Origin of the sequence: Achromobacter xylosoxidans (assembly GCF_014490035.1) — a bacterium.
In the GTDB taxonomy this organism is placed as follows: domain Bacteria; phylum Pseudomonadota; class Gammaproteobacteria; order Burkholderiales; family Burkholderiaceae_B; genus Achromobacter; species Achromobacter bronchisepticus_A.
Genome location: NZ_CP061008.1, coordinates 751,268 through 768,046, shown reverse-complemented (window position 1 = coordinate 768,046; position 16,779 = coordinate 751,268). Strand labels below are relative to the sequence as shown.

Below are 16,779 nucleotides of genomic sequence, written 5' to 3'. Positions count from 1 at the left end.
CATCGTGTCGGAAAACTACGCACCCATGGAATTGCCGTTCGGCCCGGAAACCTATGCCGCGAACCTCTCGCTGCTGGCACGGGACATCCAGGCCCAGGGCCTGTCGGCGGCCATCCTGTTCGACCCTGAGAACATCTACTGGCTGACCGGCTACCGCTCCATCGGCTACTTCACCTTCCAGTGCCTGGTGGTCTCGGCCGACGGCGGCATTGCCATGGTCTCGCGCCAGGTCAACCACGCCGTGGCGACCGGCAACCGCAACATCGCGCGCTTTGTCGCCATCGATGACATCAGCGATCCGGTCGAGGTGCTGGCAAGCTATCTGAAGGACATCCTGCCCAGCGGCCGCGTCGGCCTGGAAACCGCCTCGGGCTACCTCAGCGTGGCCGCCTACAAACAGCTGCAAGCCCGTCTGGGGGCACGCCTGGCCGACTGGCAAGGTCCGATGGAAGAAGCGCGCAAGATCAAGACCCCGGCGCAGCTGGGCTTCATGCGCCAGGCCGCGGACGCGGCGGTCGCCGGCATCGACGCGGCGGTGCGCGCGATCGCAGTCGGCGCCACCGAAAACGACCTCGCCGCCGCCATGCTGCACGGCGCCACCATGGCCGGCAGCGAATACACCCGCGTGCCGCTGGTGGCCGTGGGCCGCGCCAGCGGCGTCTGCTTCACCACCTGGCAGCGCCGCGAGATCAAGCGGGGCGACCTGGTGTTCCTGGAGGCCGCCGCCAACATCAACCGCTATCACGCCATGATCTCGCGCAATTGCGTGGTGGGCCGCGCCACCGAGCGGCAGCGCTTCCTGGCCGGCACCGTCATCGCCGCGCTGGACGCCGCCATCGACGCCATCCGACCCGGCGTCACCTCAGCCCAGGTGGACCAGGCCTGCCGCGCGGTCTTCGAACGGGCCGGGCTGGGGCAGTACTTCGATCACCGCACCGCCTACGGCATCGGCATCGGCTTTCCTCCCAACTGGGCCGAAGGCCGCTTCCTGGCGCTGCGTCCGGGCGACCCCACGGTGCTTGAGCCCGGCATGACCTTTCACCTGGTGCCGTCGCTATTCATGCCCGAAGGCGGCTTCATGGCCAGCGAAAGCGTGGCCGTCTCCGAGGACGGCTGCGAGGTGCTCACCCGCTATCCGCGAGAGCTGATCGAAATCGACGCCTGACAACAAGACCGGCGCGCCAACAACATACAAGGGGAATTGCCGTGTTGAAGAACTGGATGTATCCAACCACCGCGGTCATGGGAGTGCTGCTTCTGTGGCATTTCGCGATACCGCTGTTCGGCCTGCCGGCCTACCTGCTGCCGCCGCCGCTGAGCGTGCTCGAACGGCTGTGGACGGACTGGGCATTCCTGGGCCATCACTCCTGGGTCACGTCCGTCGAAACCCTGGGCGGCTTTCTGCTGAGCATCGCCGTCGGCATACCGCTGGGCATCCTGCTGGTGTGGTCGCGCCCGCTGGAGCGCGCCATCATGCCGCTGCTGGTGGTGTCGCAGGCGTTTCCGAAGGTGGCGGTCGCGCCGCTGATCATCATCTGGTTCGGCCTGGGTCTGTTTCCCAAGATCCTGATCGCATTCTCGGTGGCCTTCTTCCCCATCGTGGTCAGCACGGTGGCGGGCATGCGTTCAGTGGACGCGGACCTCAACGACCTGGCCCGCTCGATGCGGGCGGGCGCCCTGCGGACCTTTCTACGGATCCGGCTGCCCTATGCGCTGCCGCAGATCTTCTCCGGCCTGAAGGTCGCCATAGCCTTCGCCACGGTCGGCGCGGTGGTGGGGGAATGGGTGGGCGCCGAAAGCGGCCTGGGCTACGTGCTGCTGTCCGCCAATGCCAACCTCGACACCACGTTGCTGTTCGCCGTGCTGGTCGCGCTCATGCTCATCGGCCTGGTCTTCTACTACCTGGTCGAGTTTTCCGAACGCTTCCTCATTCCCTGGCACATCAGCGTGCGCAGCGACGCCCTGCCCTCTGTCTGACCCCGCCCTCCGGAGACACCACCATGAAATTCACCACCCGACTTGGCTGGACCCTGGCTTGCCTGCTGGCCGCAGGCGCGGCCAGCGCCCAGGAAAAACTGAGCCTGCGCCTGGACTACAGCATCTACGGCACGCACGCACCACTCTACTACGGCATAGAAAAAGGCCTCTACAAGGCCGAAGGCATAGACCTGAGCATCGGCGAAGGCAGCGGCTCCAGCAACACCGCGAAGCTGGTGGCGCAGGGCATCGATCCCATCGGCTTCATGGACTACGGCACCATGCTCAAGGGCGTCGCCGCGGGCATGCCGCTGAAGGCCATCTTCGCCGTGCACCAGCGCTCGCCCATGGTCATCATCAGCCACGCGGACGCCCCGGTGCGCGCGCCCAAGGACCTGGAAGGCAAGGTGCTGGGCATGAGCGCATCCGAGTCGACGGCGCAGATGTTCCCGGTGCTGGCCGCCCTGAACGGCGTGGACCAGAAGAAGATCAATGTCATCGCCCCCGCCGTGGGCACCAAGACCGCCTTGTTCCTGCAACGCCGCGCGGACGCCATCACCGGCGTGACCTACTTCCATATCCCTCCGCTGGAAGCGCAGGGCGCAAAGGTGCATTACTTCTTCTATGCCGACTTTGGCGTCAACGCGCTGGAAGGCGGGCTGGCAGCCAATACCAAATGGCTGGAGGCCAATCCCGACACCGCGCGGCGCTTCCTGCGCGCCACGCGCAAGGCCTACGAGGCCGCCCAGGCCGATCCGGCCGCCTCGGTCGACGCCCTGGTACGCCAACGGCCGGAACAGGCGCGCAACCGCGATCAGCTGGTGCGCCAGCTGCAGCTCTCACTGCAGGCCGCAGGCACGCCCAACACCAAGGGACTGCCGTTCGGCGTCTCCGCGGAAAAGGACTGGCAGGCCATGGTCGATCAGTTCGTGCAATCGAACCAGATCGCCAGCCCGGTGCCGACCAGCACGCTCTACACCAACGACTACAACAGGGAATAGACATGGCACAGCACGCAGCCCTGGCGCTCGCTCCCGCAGCGGGCGCGCCCGATACCACGATCGACATCCGCGGCATGGTCCAGCGCTTCGGTTCCTATGTCGCGGTCGACGGCATCGACCTTGCCATACCCGAAGGCCAGTTCCTCTCCGTGCTCGGCCCGTCCGGCTGCGGCAAGAGCACCTTGATGCGAGCGGTCGCCGGCCTGACGCCGCCCACTGCCGGCGAGATCCGCGTGCTGGGCGAGCGCGTGACCGAGCCGGGCGCCAACGTGGGGATCGTGTTCCAGCGTGCGGCGCTCCTGCCGTGGCGCGACGTCGTCGGGAACATCTCGCTGCAGCTGGAGATGCGCAAACTTCCGGCCGCGCGCCATGAGACCCGGCTGCGCGAACTGATCAAGCTGAGCGGACTGGAGGGCTTTGAAAAATGCCTGCCGCACCAGTTGTCCGGCGGCATGCAGCAACGCGTGGCGCTGTGCCGCGCGCTCATCCACGACCCCGACATCCTGCTGATGGACGAGCCCTTCGGCGCCCTGGACGCGATGACGCGCGAAGCCATGAACCTGGAGCTGCAGCGGGTATGGCTGGAAAGCAAGAAGACCGTCATGTTCATTACCCACAGCATCTCCGAAGCCGTGTTCCTGTCCGACCGCGTGGTGGTGATGAGCAAGCGGCCGGGCCGCGTGGCGCTGACCGTCGACATCGATCTGCCGCGCCCGCGCAACTACGCCATGGTCGGACACCCCAACTTCGTCAAGGCGGCCACCGTCATACGCGAATGCTTCGACGCCGCGGGGATGACGGAATGAATCCCGTGCGCTACGACGCCGGCCCCTACCCCCGCGCGCGTCTCGCCTTTCTGTGCGTGGCCAACGCCGGCCTGACCGAGGGCGAGATGCACGCCATGACGCCCGAGGGCGTGGGCCTGAGCTTTGCCCGCGTGCCCATGGCAACGGCCTGCACCGTGCAAAGCCTGGCCGGCATGGAAGACGGACTGCTTCAGGCCCTGGGCGGCCTGGCGCCGGGACGCCGCGATATCGACGTGGTCTGCTACAACTGCACCGCGGGCAGCTTCGTGATCGGCAACGACAAAGTGCGCGCGCTGCTCGCGCAGGCCCGCCCCGGCGCGGCCGTGGCCACGTTGCTGGACGGCGTCACGCAGGCGCTGGCCGCGGTCGGCGCGCGCCGCCTGGCGGTTGCCACCGCCTATGACGATGCCGTCAACCAATTGGAGCGCGCTTACTTCGAAAGCATCGGCCACGAAGTCGTCTCGCTACAGGGGCTGGCCCTGCCCGATGACGAGACCATGAACCGGGTTTCGCCTGACTATCTGTACGAATTCGCCTGCGCCGTGGATCGCCCCGATGCCGACGCCGTCTTCATCAGCTGCGGCGCGCTGCGCTCCACCGCCGTCATCGAGCGTCTGGAGGACAGGCTGGGCAAGCCCGTGATCGGCAGCAATCAGGCCAGCATGTGGCATTGCCTGCGGCTGGCGGGGATCCACGACCGGATGGACGGCTACGGCCGGCTGTTCCGGGAGCATTGAAAGCGGGACCTGTCATGGATGAAATCGATACCCGACTGATCGGCATCCTGCGGCGCGACGCGCGCACGCCGCTTTCCGTTTTGGCCAGCAAGGCCGGCGTGTCGCGCGGCACGGTCTCCAACCGTCTGCGCAAGCTGGAGGCGGACGGGCTCATCGCCGGCTACACGCTCAAGCTGCGTCCCGACTCCGATCAAGGCGGCCTGCGCGCCTGGATGGGCATTACCGTCGACGGCAACCAGACGCGCGCCGTGCTGGCCAGCCTGCTGGGCGAGCCGAGCGTAGAGCAGCTGCACGACACCAACGGCCGCTGGGACCTGCTGGCCGAAATACGCGCAGATTCCACCGCCGATCTGTCCAAGGTGCTGGAGCGCGTGCGCCTGATCAAGGGCATCGCGGCCACCGAAACCAGCATCCTGCTCGCGACGTACCGCTGAAGCCTGCGCGCTAGGCCGGCACCGGCTCGCCCCGCAGCCTGATCTGCGCGACAGTTCTTTCCCCGCGCTGCTCCAGCACGAACTGATGCCTGTCCGGATACCTCAGCGTCAGCCGCCGGCACAGGTTTCCCAGCCCGCCTCCGCCGCTGGCCAGATCGAAGGGCGCGTGCAGCCGGCCGGGGTTGTCCACTTCAATGAGCAGTTCATCGCCCTGCAGACGCGTGCGTATGCAGATCGGAAAATGCGCGTGTTCCGAACGCATGCCGTGCTTGATCGCATTTTCCACCAGTCCCTGCAGCGTCATGCGCGGAACACTGATCCGTAGCGTGGCCGGATCGATCTGGCTGCGCAGTTCAAGCCGCTGGTCAAAGCGCAGCGCCTGTATGCGCACATAGGCTTCGGCGGCCTCGATCTCCTCCTCCAGTATGGACAGGCCGCGCCCGCGCCGGTCCAGCGAATAGCGCAGGTACTCGGCCAGGCTGCGGGTCATTTCCTCCGCGATGGCGGGACGTTCGGCGATCTCGGCCACGATGGTATTGAGCGAGTTGAACAGGAAGTGCGGCTCGATCTGCAGCTGCAGATGTTCGAGCTCCAGCCTCAAGGAGCGCGTCTCGGCCTTCATCTTGGACAGGCGCTCACTGCGCGCGTTCAGCTCGGCCGACACGCCGAAATAGATCAGCGTCCAGATGGAGAGCATGCCCATGTAGTAGAGAAAGCCCAGCCGGTACTGGTTGCCCGGCAACACTCGGATCGCGCCGGGCAGAAACAGGCTATGGATGCCGTAGGCGATCGAGGCCAGCAAGGCCGAGGCGGTCAGGCAGAACAACACCGCGCAAACCAGCACCAGCAAGGGAGGATCGCCTTTTCCCGCACGGCGGCCATGCAGCACGGCCGCCCCGCTGGTCAGGACGAAGGCCAGCGGCTCCAGCGCCACGGTAAGCCAAAAGGCCGCGGTGGCATTGCCGAACACCGCCAGCCGGATGAAGAAACCCACGATCGCAAGAAAGAGCCAACCCAGCGTCTGCGCCCGCCAGAAGCCAAGCGAGGACTCCCCTGGGCTCAAGCCCTGGCCGATCGATGCGAACTTCATGGATGCGCTCCCCGGACGGGCAAAGGGTTCTCTGGAAACTGCATAGGCCTTATATTTACCCGCGTGCCAGACCGAACGACTATACCCGCCACACCATGGCGCCAGGGAGGAAAATGCTGCGTGTGCTTGTCATCGACGATGAAGCCCCGGCGCGGCGCTACCTGCGCCGGCTGCTGGAAGCCTCGGCCGACGTCCATGTCGCGGGCGAAGCCGAAAGCCTGGAACAGGCGCGAGCGCTGATCCGCGAGCATCGTCCTGATGCCCTGTTCCTGGACATCGAACTGACTGCCGCCACCGGCTTCGATCTGCTGGACCAGCTGGACGCTCCGCCCGCCGTCGTCTTCGTCACCGCGCACAGCGACTACGCCGCCCGCGCCTTCGACGTCCAGGCCGTCGACTACCTGCTCAAGCCCGTGCGGCCGGGCCGGCTCGAACAGGCGTTGGCGCGGCTGCGCCCGCGCGCTGGCGGCCACCTGACGCTGCGGACGCGCAACGGCACCAAGCTCATCAAGATCCATGAACTGACCATGGCGCAGGCGCAAGGCGACTACGTGATGCTTTGCAGCGCCGCGCACGCCAACGAGCTGATGCACATCACCTTCAAGCGCCTGGCGGCCCAACTGCCCAGTCCGCCCTTCTGCGCCTTGTCTCGCTCGGTGATCATGAATCTGGAACATGTCTCCCATCTGTCGCAACTGCCCGGCGCGCAGACCGAGGTCGCGTTCAACAACGGCGTTGCCCCCGTCGTGCTGGGACGGGTCGCGTCGCAGCGCCTGCGGCGCGCGGTGGCGCAGCGCTGACGCGACGGACCAGCCCCGGGATAAGACCGCTGTAGCATCGGTTCGGGCCGGAAATGTGCCGATTGTCATCAACCGGCCCCGAGACATCACGCAGTTTTCGACGAAACGGGGATTTTCCTCGACCAAACATCGTCCAGGAAGACGGCGTCAATAGCCCATGGGGTAGCCGTCCTTGCGATGATCCGACGCGGCCAGATAGCCTCCCTGTTCCAGCCGGTAGGCCATCTGCGCGCTGCCGAACTCCAGATCGAAGCGCGGCGCCACGTCGACCCTGTGGCCGCATGCGCGCAGATGCTCGATAGCTTCAGGCGGGCAGTTCCATTCCACCGCCACGCCCACGTTGTCATCCTTGATGCGCCAACGCGGCGCATCGCTGGCTGCCTGCGGATTCAGGCCGAAGTCGGCCAGCCGGCTGGTCACTTGAAGATGGCCCTGCGCCTGCATGGAGCCGCCCATGACGCCAAAGCTCATCAAAGGCTGTCCGCCTTGCATCAGGAAGCCGGGAATGATGGTGTGGAACGGCCGCTTGCCTGGCGCCACCACATTGGGATGCCCCGCCTTCGTCGAAAAGCCCCAGCCCCGGTTCTGCATGGCAATACCCGTTCCCGGCACCACCACGCCGGAACCGAATCCCTTGAAGTTGGATTGAATGAACGACACCATGGTGCCGTGCCGGTCTGCCGCCGTCAGATACACCGTTCCACCGCTATGCGGATTGCCGGCCCGGGGTTCGCCCGCCCGGTCCGGATCGATGAGTTTCGCCCGTTCCGCCAGATAGGCGGGATCCAGCAGCTGCGCACTCGACACCTGCATGTGGGCCGGATCGCCCACGTGTTCGTACAGGTCCGCGAACGCCAGGCGCATGGCTTCGATCTGCAGGTGCAACGCACGGCCGCTGTCGCGCCCGCAGCCCGCCAGGTCGAAACGTTCCAACATGCCCAAGGCCATCAATGCGCCGATGCCCTGGCCGTTGGGACCGATTTCGTAGAGTTCCAGGTCGCGGTAGCGCATGCCTATCGGCTCCACCCAGTCGGCCGTATGGCCGGCCATGTCGGCCTCGGTGATATAGCCGCCCGTGTTGCGCGCGTGGGCGGCAATCGCCGCGGCCAGCTCGCCGCGGTAGAAGCTCTCGCCCTTGCTGCGGGCGATGCTCTCCAGCGTGGCGGCCTGGCCGGGGCTGCGGAAGCGCTCTCCGGGTAAGGGCGCGCGGCCCCCGGGCGCAAAGGACTCGGCAAAGCCCGGCTGTCCGCTCAGGCGCGGCACCTGCTTCTGCCACTGGCGATGCACCGTGGGCGAAACCAGGTAGCCGTCCCGCGCGTAGCGTATGGCGGGCTCGAACAAATCCTCGAACGGCAGCGAACCGAATTTCTCCCAGATCGCGCGCCAACCCGACACGACACCGGGTACCGTCACGCTGCCCCAGCCTATCGGGTCCATGCCATCCAGATGCGCGAACCTGGCCGTCTCCCAGGCGGCCGGCGCGCGCCCCGACGCATTCAGCCCATGCAGGCGCCCGCCATGCCAGACGATGGCGAACATGTCGCCGCCGATCCCGTTCATGCACGGCTCCACGACGGTCAGCGCGATGGCCGTGGCCAGCGCCGCGTCGATCGCGTTGCCGCCCCTTGCGTACATCTGCAGGCCGGCAGCGCTGGCCAGCGGCTGCGACGTGCTGACCACGTTGTCCGCGAGCAAGGGCATGCGTTGCGATGCGTAGGGCAGCTGCCAGAAGGGATCGTTCGGAATGGGCATGAGAGTCGGGTCGGAAGTTTGGGACCGGCCGCCCGCGGGCGGCCAGGAAGAAAGCCGGGGCGGCCGCTACTTGCCTGCGGTAATGTTCAAGGCCTTGACCTTGTCGCGCCAGAACGCCTGCTGGTCCAGGATGAACTTGGGCAGAGTCTGGGCCGGAATCTCGCTGATCTGGAAGCCCTGCGCCTCGATGGCCTTGCGGAATCCTGCATCGCCCTGCGCCTTGGACAGCGCGCGGGCCACAATGTCCAGGCGGTCCTTGGGCGTTCCCTTGGGCGCCATCAACGCGAACAGGTTCTCTGCCTCCAGGCCCTGTACGCCCAGTTCCTTGAGCGTGGGCACGTCCGGCATGACCGGCAGACGTTTGGCGGAGGCCACGCCCAGCACATCGATGCGGCCGCCCTGCTTATGCGGCAGCGAGCTGGTCACGCTATCGAACATGAAGACCGACGCGCCCGAGATCACTTCGGGCAAGGCCTGGCTGCTGCCCTTGTACGGGATCTGCAACGCGTCCACGCCCGCCTGCTCCTTGAAGATCTCGCCCTCCAGGTTGGACAGGGTGCCCGCGCCCATCGACGCGTAGTTGTACTTGCCCGGCGCCGCCTTCAGATAGGCCACCAGGCTGGCATAGTCCTTGATGCCCAGCGTCGCCGGCGTGACCAGGATGTGCGGGGCGCTGGCTATCGCGCCCACCGCATCGAAGTCGCCGTCCAGCGACACCTGCTGCTTGCCGTTGAGCGCTTCGTAAATGGAGTTGGACATCACCGACGAGATGTACAGCGTGTAGCCGTCGGCTTCGGAACGCGCAGCGGCCTGCATGCCGATCAAGCCGCCCGCGCCGGGGCGGTTCAACACCACCACCGATTGGCCCAGCGAGTCGCCCAGCTTCTGGCTGAGTTCGCGAGCGAGCACGTCGGTCGCGCCGCCCGGTGGAAACGACAGGATCAGCTGGAGCGAGCGCTGCGGAAAATCGGCCGCCCCCGCCCCGGTAGCCGCCGATAACGCCAGCGCGGCAAAGGCGCGCTTCAGGATGCCGAGTCCCTGCGGGCGCGCGGCGGCGCGGCCCGATTTGCATACAACACTAGCCATGCGATTCCCCTTGGTTGAAGAGCCGTCGGCCGGGTCTGTTGCCCATGTGTCCTGGCGGCCCTGACCGGCCCATTCTAGGAATTGCCTTTGCGGCAATCAATATCAATAATTAGCACGCCAATTGCCATTTTGAGAATCAATATGCTCAGCACCGCGCACCGCTATTTCCTGGAAGTCGTACGCGCAGGCAGCATCAAGGACGCGGCGGCCACCCTCCACGTGGCGCCTTCGGCAATCAGCCGGCAAGTCGCCAAACTGGAGGATGACTGCGGCGCGGCGCTGTTCGAACGCCGGCCTCACGGCATGGAGCTGACCCGCGCCGGCGAAATGCTGGCCGACTATGCGCGCCGCGTCGCCATGGATGCCGAGCACGTGCTGCGCGATATCCGCAGCCTGCGTCACGCGGAGCTGACCACCATCCGCATAGGCTCCAACGAAGCCGTGGCGCGCAACGTGCTGCCGCCCATCCTGGGCGCGTACCGCGCCCTGCATCCCGATGTGGCGTTCCAGGTACACATCGCTTCGCCCGGCGTCGTGACGCAACGCCTGCGCGACAACAGCATCGACGTGGGCCTGGCCTTCAGCCTGAACGCGGGCAACGGCATCGCCGTGCGCTACGAAATCGTCTCGCCCGTTCGCGCCATCATGGTCCCGGGCCATCCTCTTGCCAAACGCGCCAGCGTGTCCTTGGACGACCTGCGCCGCTACCCGATCGCGCTGACCGACTCCGGCACCACCGTGCGCCTGTTGTTCGACAGCTCGGCGGCAGGCAACGACGGGCCGCCTTTCGACATCGCCTATTCGAGCAACTCGTCATCGGTCATCCGCGCCATCGTCGAGGCCGGCCATGCTGTCACGCTGGCCGGCGAGATCACACTCGCCGAGCCGCTGCGCAGCGGCGCGCTGGTGGCCGTGTCCTTGCAGCAAGCCGTCTTCGCCGAACGCACGCTGCAGGTGCAGACCGCCAGCCACGCCCGCTTGCCCGAGGCGACGGCCGCCTTCATCGAGCACCTGATCGAAGCGCTATCCGCGGGCGCCCGTTCACGCGATTCTTGACTTGCCGCAGGCTTGCCGCAAAACTGAAGTTCTACACGCGCCCAGGCTTGGCCAAGCGCGGAAGGCCCCGATTCAATGGTCAGAGTGAATGGTTGAAGGAGCTCCGCATTGACCACTGCCGCGATGCCCAGACTGAAGCTGCGCCGCCTTGTCACCGTGCTGGCGCTCGCGAGCGGACTCATCGCCTTCGTCAACACGCTGTACGCGGCCTACCTGGTGCAGCGCGAGCAGTTGATCGCCAACACCCTCGAGGCCAACCGGGCCTACGCGATCAAGCTGGCGGAAGTCACCGACATCTACATCGAATCCATACAGCGGCAATTGCTCCTGTCCGCCGAGCGGGCGCCTGGCCTGTTGGGTTCGAAACCCGCCATGGAAGACGAGCTCGCGCGCCTGGTGCAGCAGACCGACGGCGTCATGACGGCCGCCATCGCAGACAGTAGCGGCACCATCCTCGCCACCGCTCCCGCCGACGCGGGCTTCGAAGGCAGGACGCTGGTACGCCAGCAACTGACGACAGGCGCCCAACATCTGAAGGGCCACATATCGACGCCCTACGTGGGCATGGAGGGCCGGCTGATACTGGCGTTCTCCGAACCTTTCCGTGATGCCAAGGGCAACCATGCCGGCACCATCCTCGCGGCCATCCACCTTCGGCAGGGCAACGAGTTCGACAAACTCGTGGGCGAGCACTTCTACCGCGACGGCTCCTACCTGTATGTCGTCGATGGCGACGGCACCATCATCTACCACAAGGACAAGGATCGCATCGGCACCAGCGAAAGAAGCAATGCCGTGGTCGAAGCCGTGCTGCGGGGCGAGACCGGTGCGATGCCCGTGGTCAACACCCGCGGCGCGCACCTGTTGGCCGGCTACGCCGCGCTCAAGAACGCCGGCTGGGGTGTCGTGGCGCAACGCCCGCTGGACGAAACGCTGCGCCCGCTGCAAAGCCTGACCAGCAGGATCGTGCTCTACGCCTTGCCGGTGGGGCTGATCATGTTCCTGGCCATCTACCTGCTCGGCCGCTGGATCTCGCGGCCGCTGGAGGAGCTGGCCCAGGTCATCGAACGGGATCAGCCCGGCGCGTCGGCTGGCGACCTGCACCGGATCAAGGGCTGGTACTACGAGGCGGCCCGCCTCCGGAACGCCGTGACGATGAGCCAAAGCTCCCAGACCCGGCGGCTCGATAAGCTGAACACGGACACCATCACCGATCCGATGACGGGCCTCTTCAACCGCAGGGGCCTGGCGCTGCAGATCGCCACGCTGCGCCAGACCCGGCAGCCTTTCGCCGCGCTCGCGCTAGACCTGGACCACTTCAAGCGCGTGAACGACACCTACGGGCACGCGGCCGGCGATCAGGTGCTGATCGCGCTGGCCGCCATCCTCAAGACCTGTGTGCGGGCAGAAGACGCGCCGTGTCGCGTCGGCGGCGAAGAGTTCCTGATCCTGATGCCCAACGCCTCGCGCGACACGGCGGAAAGGGTGGCCGGACGCATCCGGGCGGCGACGGCGGACCACGCCATGCCGCAGGCGGTGGGACATGTCACGGTGTCCATCGGCATCGCGCTGTGGCCGTCGGATGATGCCGACATCGACAAGGTCATGGCAAAGGCCGATGAGGCCTTGTACCGGGCGAAGAATTCGGGACGGAATCGCGTGGCGGTCTGGTCGGCCGCGTAAATCACGGAACAAGCGAATCAGGCGCTAAAAGCGCCGTGCCGGGCATACCGCAGCGGCAAGGAGACGTCTGGCCCGCGCCGGCGCGCCCCTAGGGAAAACACTCATCAAAAAAACAAAAATGAATAATGACTCATCGTTCATTTTTTGCCAGAATGAGTCAACCGCCTAACGGCTAGCCGCAACGCAGCGCGTGCGCCGGCTATTCCAGGCGCCCCCCCAAGCAAGAGACACCTGGCGTCTCCTGCTACTCCAAACGAGGTCTAGATGAACTTTGCTGAGTACAAGAGCTTGACGTTCGAACGCCGCAAGCGCGTCCTGGAAATCACGATGAACCGGCCCGAGAAGCTCAATGCGGTTGACGAGGCCATGCACGAAGAACTGGCCCGGGTCTTCGTCGATGTTTCCGCCGACCCGGAATGTGACGTCGTGATCCTGACGGGAGCGGGCCGGGCCTTTTCTTCTGGCGGCGATATGGCCTGGCTGCAGAAAATGATCGACCAGCCCGGCGCATTCGAAAAGACGGCCCGCGAAGGCAAGCAGATCGTGTTCTCGTTGCTGGATTGCGAAAAGCCCGTCATCGCGAAAGTGAATGGGCACGCGGCAGGACTTGGAGCCACGCTCGCGCTGTTCTGCGACGTGATCTTCGCCTCGGACGCCGCGAAGATCGGCGATCCGCACGTCAGTGTCGGCTACGTGGCCGGCGACGGCGGCGCCGTGATCTGGCCGCAGCTGATCGGCTATGCGCGCGCCAAGGAATACCTGATGACGGGCGACCTGATGACAGCGACCGAAGCGGCGCGTATCGGCCTGATCAATCACGTGGTGCCCGCGGCGGACCTGGAGCAACGCGTCGAACAGTTCGCCGACAGGCTGGCGGCGGGAGCGACCAAGGCCATCCGATGGACCAAGATGTCCGCAAACATCGGACTGAAGCAACTGGCGCACACGATCTTGGACGCCTCCTTGGCCTACGAGGCGCTCTCCAGTGCCACCCAGGACCATCAAGAAGCTGTAAACGCCTTCCGCGAGAAGCGCATCCCGGTCTTCTCTGGAAAGTAGAGAACCACTGATGAACTTCACGGAACCCGACCACATCCGGCAGTTGCGCGATACGCTCGAGCGGTTCGTCGAGAAGGAAATGCCGCGCGGCGCCGCCGCCGACTGGGACAAGCGCAACCACTTCCCGCGCGAGGTCTTCGACAAACTCGCGCGCCTCGGCGTCATGGGACTCACCGTACCCGAAGCGTATGGCGGCGCGGGCCGCGACATCCTCGCCACCATGGTTGTCATCGAAGAACTGTCCAGGCGCAGCCTGGCGGTATCGGTGCCCTACATCATGAGCGCCTGCTATGCGGGCATGAATCTGGTCGAATGCGCCACCGAGGCGCAGAAGACCGAACTTCTGCCCAAGGTCGTGGACGGTACCCTCGTCTTTGCCTACGGCTGGACGGAACCGGATGCCGGCGCCGACCTGGCCAGCGTCAAGACCCGCGCCGAACGTGTGGGGGACTCCGTGCGGATCAACGGCGCCAAGCGCTTCTGCTCAGGCGCGGCGATATCGGACTACATCTACGCGCTGGTGCGCTCCGGCAACGAGGGCGAGCGCTACAAGAATCTGTCCATGATCATGATCCCGCCCGACACCAAAGGCGTGACGATCACGCCCATCGAAGGGTTGGGCATGAAAGGAGCCGCGACCACGGACGTGATCTTCGAGGACGTGGAGGTGCCATTCGAGAATGTGATGGGCGGCGAGGCCGGCTGGAATAACGGCTGGCAGATGATCGTGGGTTCGGGACTGGACGTGGAAAAACTCGAAGTCGCCGCCATCGGCATCGGCGTCGCCCGGGCCGCGCTCGACGATGCATGGGCCTACGCGGGCGAACGCCAGCAATTCGGCAAGACCATCAACCACTACCAGTCCATTCAGCACAAGCTGGCCGACATGAAGACGCAACTGCACGCCGCGCGCCTCGTGCTCTACCACGCAGCCTGGATGGCCAACGAACACCAGCGCTGCGGGGTCGAAACATCCATGGCGAAGCTCTTTGCCACGGAAACCGCCCGCTCGGTCGCGCTGGAATGCCAGACCATCTTCGGCGCCTATGGCTACGTCAAGGATTTCGACGCGGAGCGCTACGTCCGGGACGCCCTGCTGCTGCCCATCATCGGCGGCTCCTCCGCGGTCCAGCGCAACAACATCTACAAGTGGTCCGGAGCCAATGCCTGACATGCCCTCAATTGACCTGACCGGGAAGAATGTGTTGGTAACCGGCGGCTCCAGCGGCATCGGAGCGGCGGTGGTCGATCTGTTCCTGGAACTCGGCGCGCAAGTGAGTTCGGCCGACCTCCAGCCGCTCGACGCCGTGGAACGGGACACCGTTACCCGGCTCCAGGCGGACGTCTGCGTGGAACAAGACTGCCTGCGCGCCACGGCGGAAGCCATGACCGCCATGGGAGCCATCGACGTGCTCGTGAATTGCGCCGGCATACCCGACACCTACACCCCGACCCTGGAGCAAAGCACGCAATCCTGGCAGCGGATCGTGGATGTAGACCTGACCGGCACCTACCTCATGTGCAAGGCCGTAGGCGCACACATGGCGCAACGCCGCTCTGGATCGATGATCAACATCTCGTCCATCGTCGGCCTGGGCGGCTTTCCCCGCCGCAACGCCTATGGCGCGTCCAAGGCTGGCGTAATCATGCTTACCAGATCGCTGGCCAGCGAGTGGGGCAGCCTGGGCATCCGCGTGAACTGCATCGCTCCCGGCTATATCCGCACGCCCTTGGTCGAGACCCTGATACGCGAAAACAAGGTGAACACCGGACAGATAGAACGGCGGACACCGCTGGCCCGCCTCGGCCATCCCAGGGAGATCGCGCATGCCGCGGCGTACCTGTCCTCGGAATGGTCATCCTTCATCACGGGGGCAACCCTGCCGGTGGATGGCGGCTGGTCCGCGTTTGGAGGCGCGGGCGACATCGGCATCGCATGACATAGGCCTGATTGATCTGAAGTTCCCTGGGGCGAGCCCCGCACAACAAAGCAGAACAATACAGAACAAAGCAAAGGAGACATGAACATGGATCGCAGAAACGTCCTCAAGATGCTGGGCGCCCTGGGCGGCGCAAGCGCAGCCGGCGCCGGCAGCCTGTGGAGCCGCACCGCATTCGCGCAAGCTAATTCGTCTATCAAGCTGGGCTTCATTTCATCGCTCTCCGGCGCCCAGGCGCCACTCGGGCAGCCCATGCTTCTGGGCGCGCAGATCGCCATTGACCAGGTCAACCAGGCGGGCGGCGTTCTCGGCAGGAAACTGGAGCTGGTCATCCGGGACGACAAGGCCAAACCGGCCGAGGCGACCGTCGCCGCGCGCGAGTTGGCGGGTTCCGGCGTGAACATGCTGTGCGGCGTGGTATCCAGTGCGGTCGCCCTAGCGATCGCCGCGGTCCTGGAACAGGAGAAAACACTGCTGATAACCTGCGCCGCGCACTCCGAAAAGCTCACCAAGGAGAGCTTTGTCCGAAACTATTTCCGTGTCACGGACAATCCCTACATGCGTCAGCGCGCCCTCGCCAAAATGGCCGCGCAACGCTATCCGGACGTCAATCGCTGGGGCGGCGTCATTCCCGATCATGAGTACGGCCGCACCACCTGGGGCTGTTTCGAAGACGGCCTGCGCGAGTTCTATCCAGCGCTTGCCCAGAAGCAACCCGCGATCGCCCCGCCGATCAAGACGCAGTACGGCGCCGCGGACTATCGCAACGCCATTACCGCCACCATGTCCGTCCCAGCCGAAGGCTTCATGATCTCCGTGTATGGCGGCGATGCCGTGACGCTGTACAAACAGGCCGAACCGTTCGGATTCTTCAAGAAGGCCAAGCTGATCGTGGATTCGGCCAACGAGCTGATCGTAGCCAAGGCCATGAAGCAAGATCTGCCGGACATGTGGGTGGGAACGCACTGGTACGCGGGTGCGTTCGAGGACATCCCGGTCAGCCGCGAACTCCAGGCGGAAGCCGTGCGCCGCGCCAAGGATCCCCTCACGCTGGGCTTTATTTCCGAGGGGCATGCCGCGGTGATGGCCTACGCTCGCGCGCTACAAGCGGCTGGCTCGGCCGATACCGGCGCGGTTCTGAACGCGCTTGAATCGGTCACGTTCGAAACCGCCACCGGTCCGCGCCGCTTCCGCAAGGAAGACCATCAGGCCATCAAGCCCGTTGTCATGTATCGCCTGCGCGGATCGGCCAAGGCAACGGACGGCTTCGAAATCGTCGACGTCATTCGCATCCCCGGCGAGGAGGTGATGGATCCGGCCACTCCCGGAAAGGCCTTGAGCTTGCGGACAGTCTGAAA

At 65.5% G+C, this 16,779-nt stretch carries 16 protein-coding genes; 13 read left to right on the top strand and 3 right to left on the bottom strand.

Annotated features, from left to right (window positions below; genetic code table 11):
• Positions 1–4: 4 nt before the first annotated feature.
• Genes IAG39_RS03590 through IAG39_RS03565 form a run of 6 tightly spaced genes read left to right on the top strand, consistent with a single transcriptional unit; the run spans position 5 to position 4,955 of the window.
• On the top strand, positions 5–1,165 hold the full coding sequence (locus tag IAG39_RS03590; protein ID WP_124260337.1) for a M24 family metallopeptidase: 1,161 nt from the start codon (positions 5–7) through the stop codon (positions 1,163–1,165).
• A gap of 56 nt (positions 1,166–1,221) precedes the next feature.
• Positions 1,222–1,977: an ABC transporter permease gene (locus IAG39_RS03585; protein WP_059373866.1), complete on the top strand. Its 756-nt coding sequence runs from the start codon at positions 1,222–1,224 to the stop codon at positions 1,975–1,977.
• 23 nt (positions 1,978–2,000) lie between these two features.
• Complete coding sequence (locus IAG39_RS03580) at positions 2,001–2,978, top strand: ABC transporter substrate-binding protein (RefSeq protein WP_059373867.1); 978 nt, start codon at positions 2,001–2,003, stop codon at positions 2,976–2,978.
• A 2-nt stretch (positions 2,979–2,980) separates the two neighbouring features.
• Positions 2,981–3,784, top strand: a complete 804-nt coding sequence (locus IAG39_RS03575; protein ID WP_118931528.1) for an ABC transporter ATP-binding protein — start codon at positions 2,981–2,983, stop codon at positions 3,782–3,784.
• Positions 3,781–4,521, top strand: coding sequence for an arylmalonate decarboxylase (locus IAG39_RS03570; RefSeq protein ID WP_118931527.1), 741 nt, complete (start codon positions 3,781–3,783; stop codon positions 4,519–4,521). Before IAG39_RS03575 ends, IAG39_RS03570 begins: the two co-directional genes overlap by 4 nt.
• A 14-nt stretch (positions 4,522–4,535) precedes the next feature.
• On the top strand, positions 4,536–4,955 hold the full coding sequence (locus IAG39_RS03565; RefSeq protein ID WP_118931526.1) for an Lrp/AsnC family transcriptional regulator: 420 nt from the start codon (positions 4,536–4,538) through the stop codon (positions 4,953–4,955).
• Positions 4,956–4,965: 10 nt separating this feature from the next.
• Here IAG39_RS03565 and IAG39_RS03560 read toward each other — a convergent pair whose 3' ends face one another.
• A complete protein-coding gene (locus IAG39_RS03560) occupies positions 4,966–6,045 on the bottom strand; it encodes a sensor histidine kinase (RefSeq protein ID WP_059373871.1) in 1,080 nt (359 codons plus the stop codon).
• 113 nt (positions 6,046–6,158) lie between these two features.
• Between IAG39_RS03560 and IAG39_RS03555 the strand changes: the two genes are divergently transcribed.
• Positions 6,159–6,845: a LytR/AlgR family response regulator transcription factor gene (locus IAG39_RS03555; RefSeq protein WP_118931525.1), complete on the top strand. Its 687-nt coding sequence runs from the start codon at positions 6,159–6,161 to the stop codon at positions 6,843–6,845.
• A 147-nt stretch (positions 6,846–6,992) separates the two neighbouring features.
• Here the strand turns inward: IAG39_RS03555 and IAG39_RS03550 are convergent, their stop codons facing one another.
• On the bottom strand, positions 6,993–8,597 hold the full coding sequence (locus tag IAG39_RS03550) for a gamma-glutamyltransferase family protein (RefSeq protein ID WP_118931524.1): 1,605 nt from the start codon (positions 8,595–8,597) through the stop codon (positions 6,993–6,995).
• A 66-nt stretch (positions 8,598–8,663) separates the two neighbouring features.
• On the bottom strand, positions 8,664–9,683 hold the full coding sequence (locus tag IAG39_RS03545) for a Bug family tripartite tricarboxylate transporter substrate binding protein (RefSeq protein ID WP_118931523.1): 1,020 nt from the start codon (positions 9,681–9,683) through the stop codon (positions 8,664–8,666).
• A 141-nt stretch (positions 9,684–9,824) separates the two neighbouring features.
• Here IAG39_RS03545 and IAG39_RS03540 point away from each other — a divergent pair, with 141 nt between their 5' ends.
• The 6 genes from IAG39_RS03540 (at position 9,825) to IAG39_RS03515 (ending at position 16,777) form a co-directional block, all read left to right on the top strand.
• Positions 9,825–10,739, top strand: a complete 915-nt coding sequence (locus tag IAG39_RS03540) for a LysR family transcriptional regulator (RefSeq protein WP_059373874.1) — start codon at positions 9,825–9,827, stop codon at positions 10,737–10,739.
• Positions 10,740–10,847: 108 nt separating this feature from the next.
• Positions 10,848–12,422 carry a sensor domain-containing diguanylate cyclase gene (locus IAG39_RS03535; protein WP_118931522.1) on the top strand — a complete coding sequence of 525 codons (1,575 nt, stop codon included), beginning with the start codon at positions 10,848–10,850 and terminating at the stop codon, positions 12,420–12,422.
• 264 nt (positions 12,423–12,686) lie between these two features.
• A complete protein-coding gene (locus IAG39_RS03530) occupies positions 12,687–13,481 on the top strand; it encodes an enoyl-CoA hydratase/isomerase family protein (protein ID WP_059373876.1) in 795 nt (264 codons plus the stop codon).
• A gap of 10 nt (positions 13,482–13,491) precedes the next feature.
• On the top strand, positions 13,492–14,652 hold the full coding sequence (locus tag IAG39_RS03525; RefSeq protein WP_059373877.1) for an acyl-CoA dehydrogenase family protein: 1,161 nt from the start codon (positions 13,492–13,494) through the stop codon (positions 14,650–14,652).
• A 1-nt stretch (position 14,653) separates the two neighbouring features.
• Positions 14,654–15,421, top strand: a complete 768-nt coding sequence (locus IAG39_RS03520) for an SDR family NAD(P)-dependent oxidoreductase (protein WP_059373878.1) — start codon at positions 14,654–14,656, stop codon at positions 15,419–15,421.
• Between the two features lie 87 nt (positions 15,422–15,508).
• Positions 15,509–16,777 (top strand): ABC transporter substrate-binding protein, encoded by a 1,269-nt coding sequence (locus tag IAG39_RS03515; RefSeq protein ID WP_187774078.1) that lies wholly within the window; start codon positions 15,509–15,511, stop codon positions 16,775–16,777.
• The last annotated feature ends 2 nt before the right edge of the window (positions 16,778–16,779 follow it).

What these genes read in the sequence shown, in the direction of transcription:
- IAG39_RS03585 (WP_059373866.1), top strand. Translation starts at nt 1,222, where the DNA reads ATGTATCCAACCACCGCGGTCATGGGAGTGCTGCTTCTGTGGCATTTC.
- IAG39_RS03580 (WP_059373867.1), top strand. Translation starts at nt 2,001, where the DNA reads ATGAAATTCACCACCCGACTTGGCTGGACCCTGGCTTGCCTGCTGGCC.
- IAG39_RS03575 (WP_118931528.1), top strand. Translation starts at nt 2,981, where the DNA reads ATGGCACAGCACGCAGCCCTGGCGCTCGCTCCCGCAGCGGGCGCGCCC.
- IAG39_RS03570 (WP_118931527.1), top strand. Translation starts at nt 3,781, where the DNA reads ATGAATCCCGTGCGCTACGACGCCGGCCCCTACCCCCGCGCGCGTCTC.
- IAG39_RS03565 (WP_118931526.1), top strand. Translation starts at nt 4,536, where the DNA reads ATGGATGAAATCGATACCCGACTGATCGGCATCCTGCGGCGCGACGCG.
- IAG39_RS03560 (WP_059373871.1), bottom strand. Translation starts at nt 6,045, where the DNA reads ATGAAGTTCGCATCGATCGGCCAGGGCTTGAGCCCAGGGGAGTCCTCG.
- IAG39_RS03555 (WP_118931525.1), top strand. Translation starts at nt 6,159, where the DNA reads ATGCTGCGTGTGCTTGTCATCGACGATGAAGCCCCGGCGCGGCGCTAC.
- IAG39_RS03550 (WP_118931524.1), bottom strand. Translation starts at nt 8,597, where the DNA reads ATGCCCATTCCGAACGATCCCTTCTGGCAGCTGCCCTACGCATCGCAA.
- IAG39_RS03545 (WP_118931523.1), bottom strand. Translation starts at nt 9,683, where the DNA reads ATGGCTAGTGTTGTATGCAAATCGGGCCGCGCCGCCGCGCGCCCGCAG.
- IAG39_RS03540 (WP_059373874.1), top strand. Translation starts at nt 9,825, where the DNA reads ATGCTCAGCACCGCGCACCGCTATTTCCTGGAAGTCGTACGCGCAGGC.
- IAG39_RS03530 (WP_059373876.1), top strand. Translation starts at nt 12,687, where the DNA reads ATGAACTTTGCTGAGTACAAGAGCTTGACGTTCGAACGCCGCAAGCGC.
- IAG39_RS03525 (WP_059373877.1), top strand. Translation starts at nt 13,492, where the DNA reads ATGAACTTCACGGAACCCGACCACATCCGGCAGTTGCGCGATACGCTC.
- IAG39_RS03520 (WP_059373878.1), top strand. Translation starts at nt 14,654, where the DNA reads ATGCCCTCAATTGACCTGACCGGGAAGAATGTGTTGGTAACCGGCGGC.
- IAG39_RS03515 (WP_187774078.1), top strand. Translation starts at nt 15,509, where the DNA reads ATGGATCGCAGAAACGTCCTCAAGATGCTGGGCGCCCTGGGCGGCGCA.